General features: G+C 70.7%; 15 protein-coding genes. 10 read left to right on the plus strand and 5 right to left on the minus strand.

The features are described 5' to 3' along the window. Positions 1–5: 5 nt before the first annotated feature. Complete coding sequence (locus tag MQP27_RS14195; RefSeq protein ID WP_242765427.1) at positions 6–368, plus strand: DUF6247 family protein; 363 nt, start codon at positions 6–8, stop codon at positions 366–368. Between the two features lie 188 nt (positions 369–556). Here the strand turns inward: MQP27_RS14195 and MQP27_RS14200 are convergent, their stop codons facing one another. The 3 genes from MQP27_RS14200 to MQP27_RS14210 form a co-directional block, all read right to left on the minus strand. Beyond that, a complete protein-coding gene (locus tag MQP27_RS14200) occupies positions 557–835 on the minus strand; it encodes a DUF397 domain-containing protein (RefSeq protein ID WP_242765428.1) in 279 nt (92 codons plus the stop codon). Then, positions 795–1,640: a helix-turn-helix domain-containing protein gene (locus tag MQP27_RS14205; RefSeq protein WP_242765429.1), complete on the minus strand. Its 846-nt coding sequence runs from the start codon at positions 1,638–1,640 to the stop codon at positions 795–797. The genes MQP27_RS14200 and MQP27_RS14205 overlap by 41 nt, the downstream gene beginning before the upstream one ends. A 77-nt stretch (positions 1,641–1,717) precedes the next feature. Continuing rightward, complete coding sequence (locus tag MQP27_RS14210) at positions 1,718–3,181, minus strand: MFS transporter (RefSeq protein WP_242765430.1); 1,464 nt, start codon at positions 3,179–3,181, stop codon at positions 1,718–1,720. 359 nt (positions 3,182–3,540) lie between these two features. On the opposite strand from MQP27_RS14210, the gene MQP27_RS14215 reads away from it, so the two are divergent. Genes MQP27_RS14215 through MQP27_RS14250 form a run of 8 tightly spaced genes read left to right on the plus strand, consistent with a single transcriptional unit; the run spans position 3,541 to position 13,565 of the window. After that, positions 3,541–4,335, plus strand: a complete 795-nt coding sequence (locus MQP27_RS14215) for a TIGR03084 family metal-binding protein (protein ID WP_242765431.1) — start codon at positions 3,541–3,543, stop codon at positions 4,333–4,335. Further along, the gene (locus tag MQP27_RS14220; RefSeq protein ID WP_308289932.1) at positions 4,332–6,014 is read left to right on the plus strand and encodes an acyclic terpene utilization AtuA family protein; all 1,683 of its coding nucleotides are present in this window, start codon (positions 4,332–4,334) and stop codon (positions 6,012–6,014) included. The genes MQP27_RS14215 and MQP27_RS14220 overlap by 4 nt, the downstream gene beginning before the upstream one ends. Further along, a complete protein-coding gene (locus tag MQP27_RS14225; protein WP_278196064.1) occupies positions 5,969–7,609 on the plus strand; it encodes an acyl-CoA carboxylase subunit beta in 1,641 nt (546 codons plus the stop codon). Before MQP27_RS14220 ends, MQP27_RS14225 begins: the two co-directional genes overlap by 46 nt. Before the next feature lie 12 nt (positions 7,610–7,621). Beyond that, a complete protein-coding gene (locus MQP27_RS14230) occupies positions 7,622–9,481 on the plus strand; it encodes an acetyl/propionyl/methylcrotonyl-CoA carboxylase subunit alpha (protein ID WP_242765433.1) in 1,860 nt (619 codons plus the stop codon). Further along, the gene (locus MQP27_RS14235; RefSeq protein ID WP_242765434.1) at positions 9,478–10,611 is read left to right on the plus strand and encodes an acyl-CoA dehydrogenase family protein; all 1,134 of its coding nucleotides are present in this window, start codon (positions 9,478–9,480) and stop codon (positions 10,609–10,611) included. Before MQP27_RS14230 ends, MQP27_RS14235 begins: the two co-directional genes overlap by 4 nt. 40 nt (positions 10,612–10,651) lie before the next feature. Then, complete coding sequence (locus MQP27_RS14240; RefSeq protein ID WP_242765435.1) at positions 10,652–12,220, plus strand: 4-coumarate--CoA ligase family protein; 1,569 nt, start codon at positions 10,652–10,654, stop codon at positions 12,218–12,220. Further along, positions 12,217–12,951: an enoyl-CoA hydratase family protein gene (locus MQP27_RS14245; protein ID WP_242765436.1), complete on the plus strand. Its 735-nt coding sequence runs from the start codon at positions 12,217–12,219 to the stop codon at positions 12,949–12,951. Before MQP27_RS14240 ends, MQP27_RS14245 begins: the two co-directional genes overlap by 4 nt. Continuing rightward, positions 12,939–13,565 (plus strand): TetR/AcrR family transcriptional regulator, encoded by a 627-nt coding sequence (locus tag MQP27_RS14250; protein WP_242765437.1) that lies wholly within the window; start codon positions 12,939–12,941, stop codon positions 13,563–13,565. The genes MQP27_RS14245 and MQP27_RS14250 overlap by 13 nt, the downstream gene beginning before the upstream one ends. Here MQP27_RS14250 and pdxH read toward each other — a convergent pair. Next, positions 13,555–14,223, minus strand: a complete 669-nt coding sequence (gene pdxH, locus MQP27_RS14255) for a pyridoxamine 5'-phosphate oxidase (protein WP_242765438.1) — start codon at positions 14,221–14,223, stop codon at positions 13,555–13,557. The two genes, MQP27_RS14250 and pdxH, sit on opposite strands and share 11 nt — an antisense overlap. Before the next feature lie 257 nt (positions 14,224–14,480). Between pdxH and MQP27_RS14260 the strand changes: the two genes are divergently transcribed. Then, complete coding sequence (locus tag MQP27_RS14260) at positions 14,481–15,581, plus strand: citrate synthase 2 (protein ID WP_242765439.1); 1,101 nt, start codon at positions 14,481–14,483, stop codon at positions 15,579–15,581. A gap of 284 nt (positions 15,582–15,865) precedes the next feature. On the opposite strand, the gene MQP27_RS14265 is transcribed toward MQP27_RS14260, so the two are convergent. Then, on the minus strand, positions 15,866–16,438 hold the full coding sequence (locus MQP27_RS14265; protein WP_242765440.1) for a DUF4240 domain-containing protein: 573 nt from the start codon (positions 16,436–16,438) through the stop codon (positions 15,866–15,868). Positions 16,439–16,451 lie beyond the last annotated feature (13 nt).

The following is a 16,451-nucleotide window of genomic DNA, read 5'->3' on the forward strand; positions in this document are numbered from 1 at the left end:
GGCTCATGAGCGTGCAGCACACCGAGCCGTCGGCCGACGGGCCGCTGATCCCGTGCCCGGAGCGCACTCCCGGGGCACTGCGAGCTGCGTGTGCCGTCGTGGCTCCGCAGCTCCTGGCCGTCTACGACCAGGCCAAGGACCAGGCTCTCGCGGAAGCGGTCGAGCACGGTTCACTCGCTCCGGTCCATGCCTACTTGGCCCACTGGGCGGCCCTGCTGGAGATCGAGCGCTATCCGGAGACGGCGAGGGCGTACCACAGGGCCGAGTACCTGGCGCAGGTCGCGACCGTGCCCGAAGAGGCACGAGAGCACTTGGCCCACGCCGCGGCCATCTACCGGGACGCGGCACGGGCGGTACACGCGGCGTGACCTGGCACTGGGAGTACGTGCCCGACGAGGAGACCGTGGCGGCGGGTGCGGACCGCTGAGGCACCTCACCTACACGGAGCGGCCTGGCGGAGTGCGGACGAGGGAGCCAAGCATGCGTTCGTGGCGGGCGGCTTCTTCGTCTGGTCAGCATCTGGCAAGTGACGCCGGATCCGCTCCCCTGACCCACCTCAGGCGAGGTTGTTCCCCGCCGAGGCCAGAACGAAGGCGGAGAAGGCGCCGGGGGAGAGGGTGAGCACACCGGCCGTCGGGTTCTTGGAGTCGCGGACGGCTATGTGGGGGGTGAGGTCGGCGACCTCGATGCATTCACCTCCGGTGTCGCCGCTGTACGACGACTTGAGCCAGGCGGCGGAGCCGAGGGGGGCACACTCGACGCATTCGCCTCCGGTGCCCCCGCTGTACGAAGACTTACGCCACCGCGCTCCGATCAGGTGCTGGCTGTTCTGCATACCGTTCCTCCCGTACGCGGGCGATCAGCGCTGCCGAGTCCTCAAGGGAGAGGGCCGCGGCCTGCAGATGATCGTAACGATGCGAACAGTCCATGACGACGTCCGGGTTGGCGGTCATGTACCCCTTGTCGTAGTTCTCGGAGTACGTGATGTCGGGGTCGTCGTTGAAGCGCAGGATGGTGAACGAGCCAGCCGTAGCCGGGTGTTGGCCGACTCCGAGGGGCAACACCTGCACGCGGAGCTCCCGCCGGTTGTAGAGGCTCAACAGGTGGGTGAGCTGCTGCCGCATGACCTCCCGGCCTCCGAACGGCCTGTGTAGCACCACCTCGTCCAGGATCACCCATGTCAACGGCGGCTTCTCCCTGTTGAAGATGCGCTGCCTGTCCATTCGTGCGGCAACCTGATCGTCGAGATTGTCCGCCCAGCCCGCTTCCAGTACCGCTCGCGCATACTCCGGTGTCTGGAGCAGGCCGTACACCACCTGGGTCTGGAACGTGGCGATATTCGTCGCGCGTGCCTCCAGCTCCGCAAACGGCTGGAACCAGCTCGGCAACTGGCTCCGCAGAACCAGTCCGACGAGCCTCGAAAACGTGCCGTCCGTCCCCAGTGCCACATCCACGCGCTCCGAGAACTCCCGCTGTGGCACCTTCGTCGCCGTCTCGATCTGCCCGATCAGCGACCCCGTGCAGAACACCACCTTGCCCAGCCCCCGCTGAGTGAACCCCGAGGTCTCTCTCGCTCGCCGCAACTCATTGCCGTAGTAATCCAACGGCGACGCACTCGGATCAAGCTCACGAATGTGCATGCAGACCACCTCCCATCACCGACGGTAGCCGATCAACTGCACAGAGATCTGACAATTGTGGAGAGAGATACCGCCGGTCAGGCCACCGCCTGCCCCACGAGCGTGTCGTCGATCCGCTTCACCCGTGGCGTCAGGGGCACGAGCAGGGCGCCCGCCGCGCACAGCCCGGAAATGAGCCACAGCCCGTTGGTGAAGCCGGAGTCGAGATAGAACTGGGTGCCCTGCACCACCGTGCCGTTCCTGGCCATGACCACGAACAACAGCTGGACGAAGACGCCTTGGGCGACCCCCTGGATCAGGAACTGCGTGCCGTTGGCGAGGGCCTGTTCCTCCGGGGCCACGGTCCCGATGATCATGATCGGCGTGATGGCCATCACCAGCCCCACGCCGGGACCGACGATCAGACCCCAGATCGCGAACTGGGCCGCGGTCTCGTGGATTTGGGAACCCAGACCGAAGCCCACGGCGGTGAGGACGCTGCCGAGGCCCAGCAGGACGCGCGTGTCGATCTTCCGCGCGAGCGCTCCGGCCGCGGTGGCCATCAGGATGGTGGTCAGGCTCATCGGAGCGAGGACCAGGGCGTTCTTTGTCGCCGACCAGCCCAGACCGCCGGAGACGTGCGGGATCTTCGGCATGAGCGCGAGGAGTTGGGTGAGCAGGCCGGAGGCCAGGATCGCTCCCGAGGCCACGGCTGTGGCCAGCAGGACGGTCCACACCGGGCGCCGGGCCAGTATCGACAGGGGGAGGAGCGGGTGTGCGACGCGGCTCTCCACGACCAGGAAGACGATCAGCGCGAGCAGTCCAAGTCCCAGGTAGGAGAGGAGTTTTGCGCTGGTCCAGCCCCAGGCGGTGCCCTCGCCGATGCCGTAGACGATCGCGGTGAGGCCGCCGCCCAGCAGGAGCCCGCCGAGCCAGTCCATGCGGGTGCGTTCCTGGCGTACGGGGCTCTCCGGCACGAAGGCGAGCACCAGCGCCAGACACACCACCGTGGAGATCACCATGAACCACAGCGCGCCTCGGAAGCCGTGGTTGTCGATGACCCACCCCGACAGGAACGGCCCGCCGAGACCGACGAGGCCGACACTGCCGCCGAGGAACCCGCTGGCGGGTCCGACCAGCCGGCGGGGGAACACGTCGCGGGCCATCGAGTAGGCCAGCGGCGCGGCGGGGCCGTAGATCCCGGCGACGCTCCGGCCGATGAGGAGGGTCTCGTAGTTGGTCGCGAGCGCGGCGAGCAGGTCGCCGGCCAGGCCGAACACGGCGATGACGACCATGACCCGCTTCTTGCCGTACATCGCGGCGGCCTTCATGACGAAGGGCGTGGCGAAGGTTCCGACGAGCGCGGTGCTGAGGGTGAACCAGGCGATCTGGGTGGTGTGGAAGTGGATCGCGATCAGCGACTGGGAGTTGCCGGACAGCATGCTGACGATCGGCATCAGCGCGACCGCCCAGAGGAGGGAGAGGATGACGAGCGCATGGCGCACGCCGAGGCCGCTCCCCTCCTCGGTCGCCGGTGGCGCGGTGGTCTTCGTCTGGGACATGTGGGGGGTCTCTTCCGTGTGAAGTGTCGTGCCCATGACAAGATCAGGTGGAGCGGTAAAGCGCTTCCATAGAAAACACCCGGCATTGCGATGGTCGCAAGACGGGAATTGTTACGACTGGGAAAAACGGGAGCGGGGTCTCTTCCGGTTGGAGTGATCTGGAGTGATCTTGCATTTGACCTGCGGCTTTGCTGATTTCGGGTGATCTGTTATTGCGCATTAGGGGAAGTCGATGTGCCCTAAGTCACTCGCCTCGACGGGACTTGTACCTTCCGGTCTATTCCAATTTCTTCCGGCTTCGGGGGAAGAAAAATGCAAGCACGCTTGCTTGTTTCCGGTCGCGCTGCCATGCTCGCCCCATGGCAGACCCGACGCCCGTGATCGACGATCTCCGCGTGGAGGGCGAGGAACTCGACGCCCTCGTGGCCGAGTTGAGCCCGGAGCAGTGGGCGCTCCCCACCCCCGCGGCCGGCTGGACCGTCGCCCACCAGATCGCGCACCTCGCCTGGACGGACCACCACGCCGTACTCGCCATGACCGATCAGAACTCCTTCTCCCGCGAGGTGGAGAAGGCGCTCGCCCAGCCCGGCGACTTCGTCGACAACGGCGCCGAGGAAGGCGTGGCCAAGCCCCCGGAACAGCTGCTCGCGGACTGGCGCGCCGGGCGCACGGCCCTCCTCGACGCACTCCGCGCCGCCCCCGACGGCGCCCGTTTCCCCTGGTACGGCCCGCCCATGGCGACCGCCTCCATGGCCACCGCCCGCCTGATGGAGACCTGGGCCCACGGCGGCGACGTCGCGGACGCGCTCGGCGTCACCCGTACCCCCACCGACCGCCTCCGCCACATCGTCCGGCTCGGCGTCCGCACCCGCGACTTCGCCTTCGGAGTGCACGGGCTGGCGACACCCTTCGAGGAGTTCCGGGTCGAACTGACCGCGCCGTCCGGGGAGTTGTGGGTGTACGGGCCCGAGGACGCCGACGACCGCGTGACCGGCCCCGCCCTCGACTTCTGCCTCCTCGTCACCCAGCGCGCCCACCGCTCCGACCTCGCCCTCGAAACCGTCGGCGCCGGCGCGGACCGCTGGCTGGACATCGCCCAGGCCTTCGCCGGACCCCCCGGCGCCGGACGCGCGCCCAAGGGGGGTGCCGCGTGACCCTCCGCACCCTCCGTATCGGCAACTCGTCCGGCTTCTACGGCGACCGTTTCGACGCCATGCGCGAGATGCTCACCGGCGGTGAACTGGACGTCCTGACCGGCGACTACCTCGCCGAGCTGACCATGCTGATCCTCGGCCGGGACCGGCTCAAGGACCCCGGCGCCGGGTACGCCCGCACGTTCCTGCGGCAGTTGGAGGAGTGCCTCGGGCTCGCCCACGAGCGGTCCGTGAAGATCGTGACGAATGCCGGTGGGCTCAATCCAGCCGGACTGGCGGATGCCGTACGGCAGTTGGCCGACCGGCTGGGGATTCCGGTCCGCGTCGCCCACGTCGAAGGCGATGACCTCAAGGACCGGCACCCCGACAGCCTCGCCGCCCACGCCTACCTCGGCGGGTTCGGGATCGCCGAGTGCCTCAAGGGTGGCGCGGACGTCGTCGTGACCGGCCGGGTGACCGACGCGGCGCTGGTCACCGGGCCCGCCGCGGCCCACTTCGGCTGGCGGCCCACGGACCACGACCGGCTCGCCGGGGCCGTCGTCGCCGGGCATGTGCTGGAGTGCGGGACACAGGCCACCGGCGGCAACTACGCGTTCTTCGACGAGGGTTCACACGACGTCCGACGGCCCGGCTTCCCCCTCGCCGAGCTGCACGAGGACGGCAGCTGCGTCATCACCAAACACCCCGGCAGCGGTGGTTTCGTCGACGTCGGCACGGTGACCGCGCAGCTGTTGTACGAGACCGGGGGCGCCCGGTACGCCGGACCCGACGTCACCGCCCGGCTGGACACCGTACGGCTCACCAAGGACGGGCCGGACCGGGTGCGCATCGAAGGGGTGCGCGGCGAGGCTCCGCCGCCCACCCTCAAGGTCGGCCTCAACCGCCTCGGCGGCTTCCGCAACGAGGTCGTCTTCGTCCTCACCGGCCTCGGCATCGAGGCCAAGGCCGAACTCGTTAAGGGGCAGTTGGCGGAGGCCCTCGGCAAGGTCGCCGAGGCCCGGTGGGAGCTCGTCCGCACCGACCGGCCCGACGCCGACACCGAGGAGACCGCGAGCGCCCTGCTCCGCCTGGTCGTACGGGATCCCCGGCAGGAGGCCGTGGGGCGGGTGCTGAGCGGCGCGGCGATCGAACTCGCCCTCGCCAGCTACCCGGGCTTCCACGTCCTCGCCCCACCCGGAAAGGGCTCCCCCTATGGGGTCTTCGAGGATGTGTACGTCCCCTATGGCGCCGTCGACCATGTGGCCGTCCTCCACGACGGCCGCCGGATCCCTGTGGCGCCGCCCCAGGACACCCTCGTACTCGAAGACCTGACGGAACCACCGGCTCCGGCGCCCCTGCCGGACGGGCCCGTCCGCCGCGCCCCCCTCGGGCTCCTCGCCGGTGCCCGCAGCGGCGACAAGGGCGGGAACGCCAACGTCGGGGTGTGGGTGCGTACGGACGAGGAGTGGCGCTGGCTGGCGCACACCCTCACCGTCGACCGGTTCCGTGAACTCCTGCCGGAGACACGTGACTTGGCGGTCAGCCGGCACGTCCTGCCGAACCTGCGCGCGCTCAACTTCGTCGTCGAGGGCATCCTCGGCGCGGGCGTCGCCGCGCAGCACCGTTTCGATCCGCAGGCCAAGGCGCTCGGCGAATGGCTGCGCTCCCGCCACCTGGACATCCCGGAGGCCCTCCTGTGACGGTCATCAACTCGGGCCTGGACACGGCCGGTCCGGACTACCGGGCCAACCGTGAGGCCATGCTCGGCAAGCTCGCCGACCTGGACGCCGAGCACGCCAAGGCGCTCGCGGGGGGCGGTGAGAAGTACGTCCAACGGCACCGGAAGCGCGGGAAGCTGCTCGCACGCGAGCGCATCGAGCTGCTCCTCGACCCGGACACGCCCTTCCTCGAACTGTCGCCGCTCGCCGCCTGGGGGAGCGAGTACACGGTCGGTGCCTCGCTGGTCACCGGCATCGGGGTCGTCGAGGGCGTGGAGTGCCTGATCACCGCCAATGACCCGACCGTGCGCGGTGGCGCCAGCAATCCTTGGTCGCTGAAGAAGGCTCTGCGGGCCAACGACATCGCGCTCGCCAACCGCCTTCCCTGCATCAGCCTGGTGGAGTCGGGCGGCGCCGATCTGCCGTCCCAGAAGGAGATCTTCATCCCCGGGGGTGCCATCTTCCGGGATCTGACGCGGCTTTCGGCCGCCGGCATCCCGACCGTCGCCGTCGTCTTCGGGAACTCCACCGCCGGCGGCGCGTACATCCCCGGCATGTCCGACCACGTGATCATGGTCAAGGAGCGCGCGAAGGTCTTCCTCGGCGGTCCGCCGCTGGTGAAGATGGCGACCGGCGAGGAGAGCGACGACGAGTCGCTGGGCGGCGCCGAGATGCACGCGCGCGTGTCGGGGCTCGCCGACTACTTCGCCGTGGACGAGCGGGACGCGCTGCGGCAGGCGCGCAGGGTGGTGGCCCGGCTCAACCACCGCAAGGCGTACGCCGATCCGGGCCTCGCCGAGCCGCCCAAGTACGCGGCCGAGGAGCTGCTGGGCATCGTCCCGGGGGATCTCAAGACCCCCTTCGATCCGCGCGAGGTGATCGCCCGGATCGTCGACGCCTCGGACTTCGACGAGTTCAAGCCCCTGTACGGCAGCAGCCTCGCCACCGGCTGGGCCTCGCTGCACGGCTACCCGGTCGGCATCCTCGCCAACGCCCGAGGCGTGCTCTTCTCCGAGGAGTCGCAGAAAGCCGCCCAGTTCATCCAGCTCGCCAACCAGCGCGACATCCCGCTGCTCTTCCTGCACAACACCACCGGCTACATGGTCGGCAAGGAGTACGAGCAGGGCGGCATCATCAAGCACGGCGCGATGATGATCAACGCGGTCAGCAACAGCAGGGTCCCGCACCTGTCCGTCCTCATGGGCGCCTCCTACGGCGCCGGGCACTACGGCATGTGCGGGCGGGCGTACGACCCGCGCTTCCTGTTCGCCTGGCCCAGCGCCAAGTCGGCCGTCATGGGCCCGCAGCAGCTCGCCGGCGTGCTCTCGATCGTCGCCCGCCAGTCGGCCGCCGCCAAGGGACAGCCGTACGACGAAGAGGGTGACGCGGCGCTGCGCGCCATGGTGGAGCAGCAGATCGAGTCCGAGTCGCTGCCGATGTTCCTGTCCGGGCGGCTGTACGACGACGGCGTCATCGACCCGCGCGACACCCGCACCGTTCTCGGCCTGTGCCTGTCCGCCATCCACACGGCGCCGTACGAGGGTGCGCGCGGCGGCTTCGGCGTCTTCCGGATGTGAGGAAACCTTCCAGTGATCACTTCAGTCCTCGTCGCCAACCGGGGCGAGATCGCCTGCCGGATCTTCCGCACCTGCCGTGAGTTGGGAATCCGGACGGTCGCGGTGCACTCGGACGCCGACGAGAACGCGCTCCACGCGCGCGTGGCCGACACCGCCGTACGGCTGCCGGGCGCGGCGCCCGCGGAGACGTATCTCCGCGCCGACCTGGTGGTGAAGGCGGCCGTGAGCGCCGGCGCGGACGCCGTGCACCCCGGCTACGGCTTCCTCTCCGAGAACGCCGACTTCGCGCGCGCCGTCATCGACGCCGGACTGGTGTGGATCGGGCCGCCGCCGGAGGCGATCGAGGCGATGGCGTCCAAGACGCGCGCCAAGGAGCTCATGGGGATCGCGCCCCTGGGGGAGGTGACCGACTCCGACCTTCCGGTGCTGGTGAAGGCGGCCGCGGGCGGTGGGGGGCGCGGGATGCTGATCGTGCGCCGCCTTGAGGAGCTGGGCGCCGCACTGGAGGGCGCGCGCGCCGAGGCCGCGAGCGCCTTCGGGGACGGGGAGGTGTTCGTCGAGCCGTACGTGGAGGGCGGCCGGCACGTCGAGGTGCAGGTGCTCGCGGACGCGCACGGCACGGTGTGGGCGCTGGGCACGCGCGACTGCTCCCTCCAGCGTCGCCACCAGAAGGTGATCGAGGAGGCGCCGGCGCCCGGTCTCTCCGAGGGGCTCGTGGAGGAGCTGTGCGCGCTGGCCGTGCGCGCCGCGCACGCCGTCTCGTACGTCGGCGCGGGCACCGTCGAGTTCCTCGTCGCGCCGGGCGGCAGGGCGCACTTCCTGGAGATGAACACCCGCCTCCAGGTCGAACACCCCGTGACGGAGGCGGTGTTCGGCATCGACCTGGTGGCGGAGCAGATCCGCGTCGCCGAGGGACACGCACTGGAGGAACGCCCGCCACGCGCGCGTGGCCACGCCGTCGAGGCCCGCCTGTACGCCGAGGACCCGGCGGCCGAGTGGGCCCCGCAGACCGGCACCCTGCACCGGCTGACCGTCCCCGGCGTCCGCCTGGACACGGGCTACGAGGGCGGAGACGAGATCGGCGTCCACTACGACCCGATGCTCGCGAAGGCGATCGCGCACGCCCCCACGCGCGCGGAGGCGCTGCGCAAGCTCGCGGGAGCCCTGGAACGGGCGACGGTCCACGGCCCGGCCACCAACCGCGACCTCCTCGTCCGCTCCCTGCGGCACGCGGAGTTCACGGCCGGCCGCATGGACACCGGCTTCTACGACCGCCACCTCGCCGCGCTGACCACGCCCACCCCGGACCCGCTCGCGCCCCTGGCCGCCGCCCTCTCCGAGGCCCCGGGCCGCTCCCGCTTCGGCGGCTTCCGCAACCTGCCCTCCCAGCCGCAGACCAGGCGCTACGCGATGGCGGGCGAGGAACACGAGGTCCACTACCGCCACACGCGCGCGGGCGGCCTGGAGGCGGACGGGGTGCGGGTCGTGCACGCCGGCGCGGATCTCGTCGTACTCGAAGTGGACGGCGTACAGCGGAAGTTCGAGGTGGCGCGGTACGGCGGCGACGAGGTGTACGTGAACGCGACGGCCCTGAAGGCACTGCCCCGCTTCCCGGACCCGGCCGCACAGCACGCCCCGGGCTCCCTCCTGGCCCCGATGCCCGGAACGGTCGTGAAGGTGGCCGATGGTCTGGCCGTAGGAGCCGCCGTGAAGGCCGGAGAGCCCCTCCTCTGGCTGGAGGCGATGAAGATGCAGCACAGGATCACTGCGCCGGCCACAGGCACGCTCACGGCCCTGCACGCCGTGCTCGGCAAGCAGGTCGAGGTCAACGCATTGCTGGCCGTAGTCGAGGTTTCCCAGGAGGATCAGTGAGCGCCACGTTGGAAACGGACGAGCACAAGGCCCTGCGATCGGCCGTCGCCGCCCTCGGCAAACGCCACGGCCGCGACTTCGACCGCGAGGCGCTCTGGGCCGAGGCGGCCAAACTCGGCTACCTCGGCGTCAACCTCCCCGAGCAGTACGGAGGAGGAGGCGGCGGTATCTCCGAACTCTCCATCGTCCTGGAGGAGTTGGGCGCCGCCGGCTGCCCCCTCCTCATGATGGTCGTCTCCCCGGCCATCTGCGGCACGGTGATCGCCCGCTTCGGCACGGACGCCCAGAAGCGGGAGTGGCTGCCCGCCCTCGCCGACGGCTCCCGCACCATGGCCTTCGGCATCACCGAACCCGACGCCGGCTCCAACAGCCACCGCATCACCACCACCGCCCGCAAGGACGGCACCGACTGGCTGCTCACCGGCCGCAAGGTCTTCATCTCCGGCGTGGACATAGCCGACGCCACCCTCATCGTCGGCCGCACCGAGGACGCCCGCACCGGCCGCCTCAAGCCCTGCCTGTTCATCGTCCCGCGCGACGCCGAAGGCTTCTCGCGGCGGCAGATCGACATGGAACTGCAGGCCGCGGAGAAGCAGTTCGAGCTGACCCTGGACGACGTACGGCTGCCCGCGGACGCGCTCGTCGGGGACGAGGACGCAGGCCTCCTCCAGCTGTTCGCCGGACTCAACCCCGAGCGCATCATGACGGCCGCCTTCGCGATCGGCATGGGCCGTTACGCCCTCGCCCAGGCGATCACCTACGCCCGTGACCGGACCGTCTGGAACGCCCCCATCGGCGCCCACCAGGCCGTCGCCCACCCCCTCGCACAGGCGCACATCGACCTCGAACTCGCCCGCCTGATGATGCAGAAGGCGGCGGCGCTGTACGACGCCGGGGACGACGTCGGCGCGGGTGAGGCCGCGAACATGGCGAAGTACGCGGCGGGCGAGGCGTGCGTGAAGGCCGTCGACCAGGCCGTGCACACCCTCGGCGGCAACGGCCTCACCCGCGAGTTCGGGCTCGCCAGGTTGATAACGGCCGCGCGCGTGGCTCGTATTGCTCCGGTGAGCCGGGAGATGATTCTCAACTACGTCTCCCACCAGACCCTGGGCCTGCCCAAGTCGTACTAGGCCGTGGCCGTGAAGGCCCCGTCGCCGCCTTGGAGGAACCATGTTCCGCAGCGAGTACGCAGACGTTCCGCCCGTAGAACTCCCCATCCACGAGGCGGTCCTCGGCCGGGCCGCCGAGTACGGTGACCGGCCCGCCCTGATCGACGGGACCGACGGCACCACACTCTCGTACGAACAACTCGACCGTTTCCACCGGCGGATCGCCGCCGCGCTCGCCGAGGCAGGCGTCCGCAAGGGCGATGTGCTCGCCCTGCACAGCCCGAACACGATCGCCTTCCCCACGGCGTTCTACGCGGCCACGCGCGCGGGGGCGTCCGTCACGACCGTGCACCCGCTCGCGACCGCCGAGGAGTTCGGCAAGCAGCTGCGGGACTCGGCGGCGCGCTGGATCGTCACCGTGTCGCCGCTCCTTGAGACCGCCCGCCGGGCCGCCGAGATCGCGGGCGGCGTCGAGGAGATCTTCGTCTGCGACAGCGCGCCGGGGCACCGGTCGCTGATCGACATGCTGGCCTCCGCCGCGCCCGAACCGGCCGTCGACATCGACCCGGTGGAAGACGTGGCCGCGCTGCCGTACTCCTCCGGGACGACCGGCATCCCCAAGGGCGTGATGCTCACGCACCGGCAGATCGCCACCAACCTCGCCCAGCTCGCGCCGATCATGCCGGCCAACCCCGGCGACCGGATCCTCGCCGTGCTGCCCTTCTTCCACATCTACGGCCTCACGGCCCTGATGAACGCACCGCTCAGGCAGGGCGCCACGGTCGTCGTGCTGCCGCGCTTCGAGCTGGAGACCTTCCTCGCGGCCATCCAGAACCACCGCATCACCGGCCTGTTCGTGGCCCCGCCGATCGTCCTGGCCCTCGCCAAGCACCCGCTGGTCGCCCAGTACGACCTGTCGTCCCTGACGCACATCGTCAGCGCCGCCGCCCCGCTGGACGCGAAGCTCGCCGCCGCCTGCTCCGAGCGGCTCGGCCTGCCGCCCGTCGGCCAGGCCTACGGCATGACCGAACTCTCGCCCGGCACCCACGTCGTCCCCCTCGACGCCATGAGCGAGGCCCCGCCCGGCACCGTCGGCAAGCTCATCGCAGGCACCGAGATGCGGATCGTCTCCCTCGACGACCCCGACAAGGACCTCGGCGTCGACGAGTCCGGCGAGATCGTCATCCGCGGACCCCAGGTCATGAAGGGCTACCTCGGCCGCCCCGACGCCACCGCGCAGATGATCGACCCCGACGGCTGGCTGCACACCGGCGACGTCGGCCATGTCGACGCCGACGGCTGGCTGTTCGTCGTCGACCGGGTCAAGGAGCTCATCAAGTACAAGGGCTTCCAGGTCGCCCCCGCGGAGCTGGAGGCACTGCTCCTCACCCACCCGGGCATCGCCGACGCGGCCGTCATCGGCGTCTACAACGAGGACAACAACGAGGTCCCGCACGCGTACGTGGTCCGCCAGCCGACCGCGACCGACCTCTCCGAGGGGGAGGTCATGATGTACGTCGCCGAGCGCGTCGCCCCCTACAAGCGCGTCCGCCGGGTCACCTTCATCGACGGCGTCCCCCGGGCCGCCTCCGGCAAGATCCTGCGCCGGGAACTCAGGGAGCGGACGTGACGTTGATCGGACGGGCACGCGCGCGTGGAGTCGAGACCCTGAGCCTCGACTCCCCGGCCAACCGCAACGCGCTCTCGGCCGCCCTGGTGGGCGAACTCGCCGACGCGCTCGCGGACTGCGCCAAGGACGGGGACGTACGCGCGATCGTCCTCACCCACACCGGCAACACCTTCTGCGCGGGCGCCGACCTGCGCGACCCGCCGCCCCCGGACGGCCTGGTCCAACTCCTGCGCCAGATCGTGGAGTTGCCCAAGCCGGTCGTCGCCCGGGTCACCGGACACGTCCGCGCGGGCGGCCTCGGCCTGCTGGCCGCCTGCGACATCGCCGCCGCGTCGACCGCGGCCACCTTCGCCTTCACGGAGGTACGGATCGGAGTCGCCCCCACCGTCATCTCCCTCCCGCTCCTCCCGCGCACCGACCCGCGCGCCCTCGCCCGCTACTACCTCACCGGCGAGCGCTTCGACGCCCCCGAGGCCGCCCGCATCGGGCTGCTCACCGCGGCCGGGGACGACGTGGACGCCGTACTCGAACCGGTCCTGGACGGGCTGCGGCGGTCCGCACCCGAGGGGCTGGCGGAGACGAAAGCGCTGCTCACGGCTAGGGTGCTGGAGTCATTCGACCGGGACGCGGCCCACCTCACCGCGCTCTCGGCCCGGCTGTTCGCCTCCCCGCGGGCCCGCGAGGGGATGACGGCCTTCCTGGAACGACGGGATCCACCATGGGTGCTGTGACCACGGACGCCGACGACGAACGCGTCGAGCGCCTCCCCAAGCAGGACCGCAGCCGGGCCACCCGGCAGCGGCTCCTGGAAGCCGCCGTGGCCTGCCTCGCCGAACGCGGCTGGGCGGGCTCCACGGTCTCCGTCGTCGCCGAACGCGCCGGCGTCTCCCGCGGCGCCGCCCAGCACCACTTCCCGACCCGCGAGGACCTCTTCACGGCCGCCGTCGAGTACGTGGCCGAGGAACGCTCCACGGCCATCCGCGAGCTGTTCCCGCAGGGCACGGCGGCGGCCGACCGTCCGGCGGTGATCTCCGCCCTCGTCGACCTCTACACCGGCCCCCTGTTCCGTGCCGCCCTGCACCTGTGGGTGGCCGCCTCCAACGAGGAACAGCTGCGCCCGCGGGTCACCGAGCTGGAGGCCCGGGTGGGCCGCGAGACGCACCGGATCGCGGTCGAGCTGCTGGCCGCGGACGAGTCCCGGCCGGGCGTACGGGAGACCGTGCAGGGCCTGCTCGACATGGCCCGGGGCCTGGGCCTCGCGAACCTCCTGACCGACGACACGGGCCGCCGGGACCGGGTCATCGCCCAGTGGTCGGAGATCCTCGACCGGGAGATCAGGGGCTGAGCCGCTCCACCCGCCAGCCGCCGTCCGGTTCCGCCACGTACCGGAGGCGGTCGTGGAGGCGGTTCTCGCGGCCCTGCCAGAACTCGACCGTCTGCGGCGCCACCCGGAAGCCGCCCCAGTTCGGCGGCACCGGGACCTGCTCGCCCTCAGGATAGCGGGACTCCAACTCGGCGTACGAGGCGTCGAGTTCGGCGCGCGAGGGGATCACGCTGGACTGGGCGCTGGCCCACGCGCCGAGCTGCGAGCCGTGCGGGCGGGTGCGGAAGTACGCGGCGGTCTCGTCACGGCCGGTACGGCGGGCGACGCCGGTGACGATGACCTGGCGGGCCATCGGATGCCACGGGAAGAGCAGCGAGACATACGGGTTCTCCGCCAGCTCGCGCGCCTTGCGGGAGTCGTAGTTGGTGTAGAAGACGAAGCCCTGCTCGTCGAACTGCTTCAGCAGCACCGTGCGCGCGCTGGGGCGGCCCTCGGCGTCCGCCGTCGACACGACCATGGCGTTCGGCTCGAAGAGATGGGCCTCGGTCGCGGCCTGCTCGAACCAGTGCGCGAACTGCGCCACCGGAGTGGCGGCCAGCTCGGACTCGGCGAGGCCTTCGGCCCGGTACTGCTTGCGCATCGCGGCGGGATCGAGGGGGACGGCGTCTCGGTCGGTCACGCGGTCATCTTGCCGTACACACACCGATGCCACGCGAGGTATACCGCACATCCATGGCACTGAGTGCCGCCAAGTCTCCCCAAGAGTGGCACTCGGGGATATCGTGCTGATGCCGTTCCGGTTGAGTGACCAGCCGTACGGGGCATCACCAGGGTGGCCGCCCAGGACCGCGAGTCGCACGACCGACCGGGGATCCGGAGGCGGAGCCGCCGCTTCTGTCGCAAGCACCTGTCGTACACATCACGAGGAGCCGCCTGATGTCCGACTTCGTACCCGGACTCGAGGGAGTCGTCGCGTTCGAGACGGAGATCGCCGAACCGGACAAGGAGGGCGGCGCCCTTCGGTACCGGGGCGTCGACATCGAGGACCTGGTCGGTCACGTCTCGTTCGGCAACGTCTGGGGGCTGCTGGTCGACGGCGCCTTCAACCCCGGCCTGCCGCCCGCCGAGCCGTTCCCGATCCCCGTGCACTCCGGTGACATCCGGGTGGACGTCCAGTCGGCGCTGGCCATGCTCGCGCCGGTGTGGGGCCTGAAACCCCTGCTGGACATCGACGCCGAGCAGGCCCGCGAGGACCTGGCGCGGGCCGCCGTCATGGCGCTCTCGTACGTCGCCCAGTCCGCGCGCGGGCAGGGCCGGCCGATGGTCCCCCAGCGCGAGATCGACAAGGCGCAGTCCGTGGTCGAGCGGTTCATGATCCGCTGGCGGGGCGAGCCGGACCCGAGGCACGTGGCGGCCGTCGACGCGTACTGGACGTCGGCCGCCGAGCACGGCATGAACGCGTCGACGTTCACGGCACGGGTGATCGCGTCCACGGGCGCGGACGTGGCCGCGGCACTCTCCGGCGCCGTGGGAGCCATGTCCGGTCCGCTCCACGGCGGCGCCCCCTCCCGGGTCCTCGGCATGATCGAGGAGATCGAGCGGACCGGGGACGCCGAGGCGTACGTCAAGCAGGCCCTCGACAAGGGCGAGCGCCTGATGGGCTTCGGCCACCGGGTGTACCGCGCCGAGGACCCACGCGCGCGCGTGCTGCGCCGCACCGCCCGCGAACTGGGCGCCCCTCGCTTCGAGGTGGCGGAGGCACTGGAGAAGGCGGCACTGGCCGAGCTCCACGCGCGCCGTCCCGACCGGGTGCTTGCCACGAACGTCGAGTTCTGGGCGGCGATCGTGCTGGACTTCGCGGAGGTACCGGCGCACATGTTCACGTCGATGTTCACGTGCGCGCGTACGGCGGGGTGGTCGGCCCACATCCTGGAGCAGAAGCGGACGGGGCGACTGGTGCGACCGTCGGCGCGGTACGTGGGGCCGGGGGTGCGGGCTCCGCAGGACATCGAGGGGTACGAGGGCATCGCCCACTGAGGAGTCGGAAGCCCACTGAGGAGTGGGGCATGCAGACGACCCGCGAGCTCTGGTCCCTCCGCCTGCGCGGAGGAGCCGGCCGGACGTACCGGCGAGCTCGCGGGTCGGGTGACTGCCTGGGATTGGGCCGGCTGCACGTTTCTCTCGCGTGCTGGTCCGGCACCGCACTCGGTGTGGTGACGGGCCGCTAGCCCGCAGTCACCTCACGCGTCCGGTATTCACACATCTGCCGAACCACCTCCCTTCTCGTGTAGCCCACACCCTAAGAACGCCGCGACGCACGATCAACCACTTTTTTCCGAGAGGAAGACCCCGGCCAACCGCGGCAGCCGCCGACGCATCTCGGACGGGTCGTCGAAGTCGAAGTCCTCACCCATGTCGGAGGCGGCGAAACTGGGATCCGGACGCTCGGCCGCGTACCCCTTCCAGGCCTCGTAGAAGCCCTCCACGCTGCCCGCCACGACCTCGAAGGCCCCGGCGGCGCAGTAGTTGACCTCCTCGAAGAAGAGGGCACGCTCGTCGAGGCCGTCGCCTGCGGCGAGGACCGCGGGATGCTCGGCGAGGCTGTCGGGTGCGGCGGCGGCACGCTCGTACCACTCGCGGCCCTGGGCGATCAGCCCGGCGCGGAAGTCCATGAAACTGTCGTCGGAGCAGCCGCCTCCGATGAGGTAGGCGGCGGCCCAGACGTCCCAGCGGTACAGGGCTTCGCGCAGTTCGTCGAAGCATTCCTGGTATTCGAGGATCTCCCGGCGGGTGCGGCGGGAGAGCAACTCGACGAGTGCCTGGTCGAAGGGGCGGTCGGGTGTGGTGTGGTTGCGGGCCGTCTCGACGAGGTGCCAGAAGTCGTCCGTGGTCATGGCGGAGACTGTG

Origin of the sequence: Streptomyces cylindrosporus (assembly GCF_022698165.1) — a bacterium.
In the GTDB taxonomy this organism is placed as follows: Bacteria; Actinomycetota; Actinomycetes; order Streptomycetales; family Streptomycetaceae; genus Streptomyces; species Streptomyces cylindrosporus.

What these genes read in the sequence shown, in the direction of transcription:
- MQP27_RS14225 (WP_278196064.1), top strand. Translation starts at nt 5,969, where the DNA reads ATGGCTGCGCTCCCGCCACCTGGACATCCCGGAGGCCCTCCTGTGACG.
- MQP27_RS14265 (WP_242765440.1), bottom strand. Translation starts at nt 16,438, where the DNA reads ATGACCACGGACGACTTCTGGCACCTCGTCGAGACGGCCCGCAACCAC.
- MQP27_RS14205 (WP_242765429.1), bottom strand. Translation starts at nt 1,640, where the DNA reads ATGCACATTCGTGAGCTTGATCCGAGTGCGTCGCCGTTGGATTACTAC.
- MQP27_RS14195 (WP_242765427.1), top strand. Translation starts at nt 6, where the DNA reads ATGAGCGTGCAGCACACCGAGCCGTCGGCCGACGGGCCGCTGATCCCG.
- MQP27_RS14200 (WP_242765428.1), bottom strand. Translation starts at nt 835, where the DNA reads ATGCAGAACAGCCAGCACCTGATCGGAGCGCGGTGGCGTAAGTCTTCG.
- MQP27_RS14210 (WP_242765430.1), bottom strand. Translation starts at nt 3,181, where the DNA reads ATGTCCCAGACGAAGACCACCGCGCCACCGGCGACCGAGGAGGGGAGC.
- MQP27_RS14260 (WP_242765439.1), top strand. Translation starts at nt 14,481, where the DNA reads ATGTCCGACTTCGTACCCGGACTCGAGGGAGTCGTCGCGTTCGAGACG.
- MQP27_RS14215 (WP_242765431.1), top strand. Translation starts at nt 3,541, where the DNA reads ATGGCAGACCCGACGCCCGTGATCGACGATCTCCGCGTGGAGGGCGAG.
- MQP27_RS14240 (WP_242765435.1), top strand. Translation starts at nt 10,652, where the DNA reads ATGTTCCGCAGCGAGTACGCAGACGTTCCGCCCGTAGAACTCCCCATC.
- MQP27_RS14250 (WP_242765437.1), top strand. Translation starts at nt 12,939, where the DNA reads ATGGGTGCTGTGACCACGGACGCCGACGACGAACGCGTCGAGCGCCTC.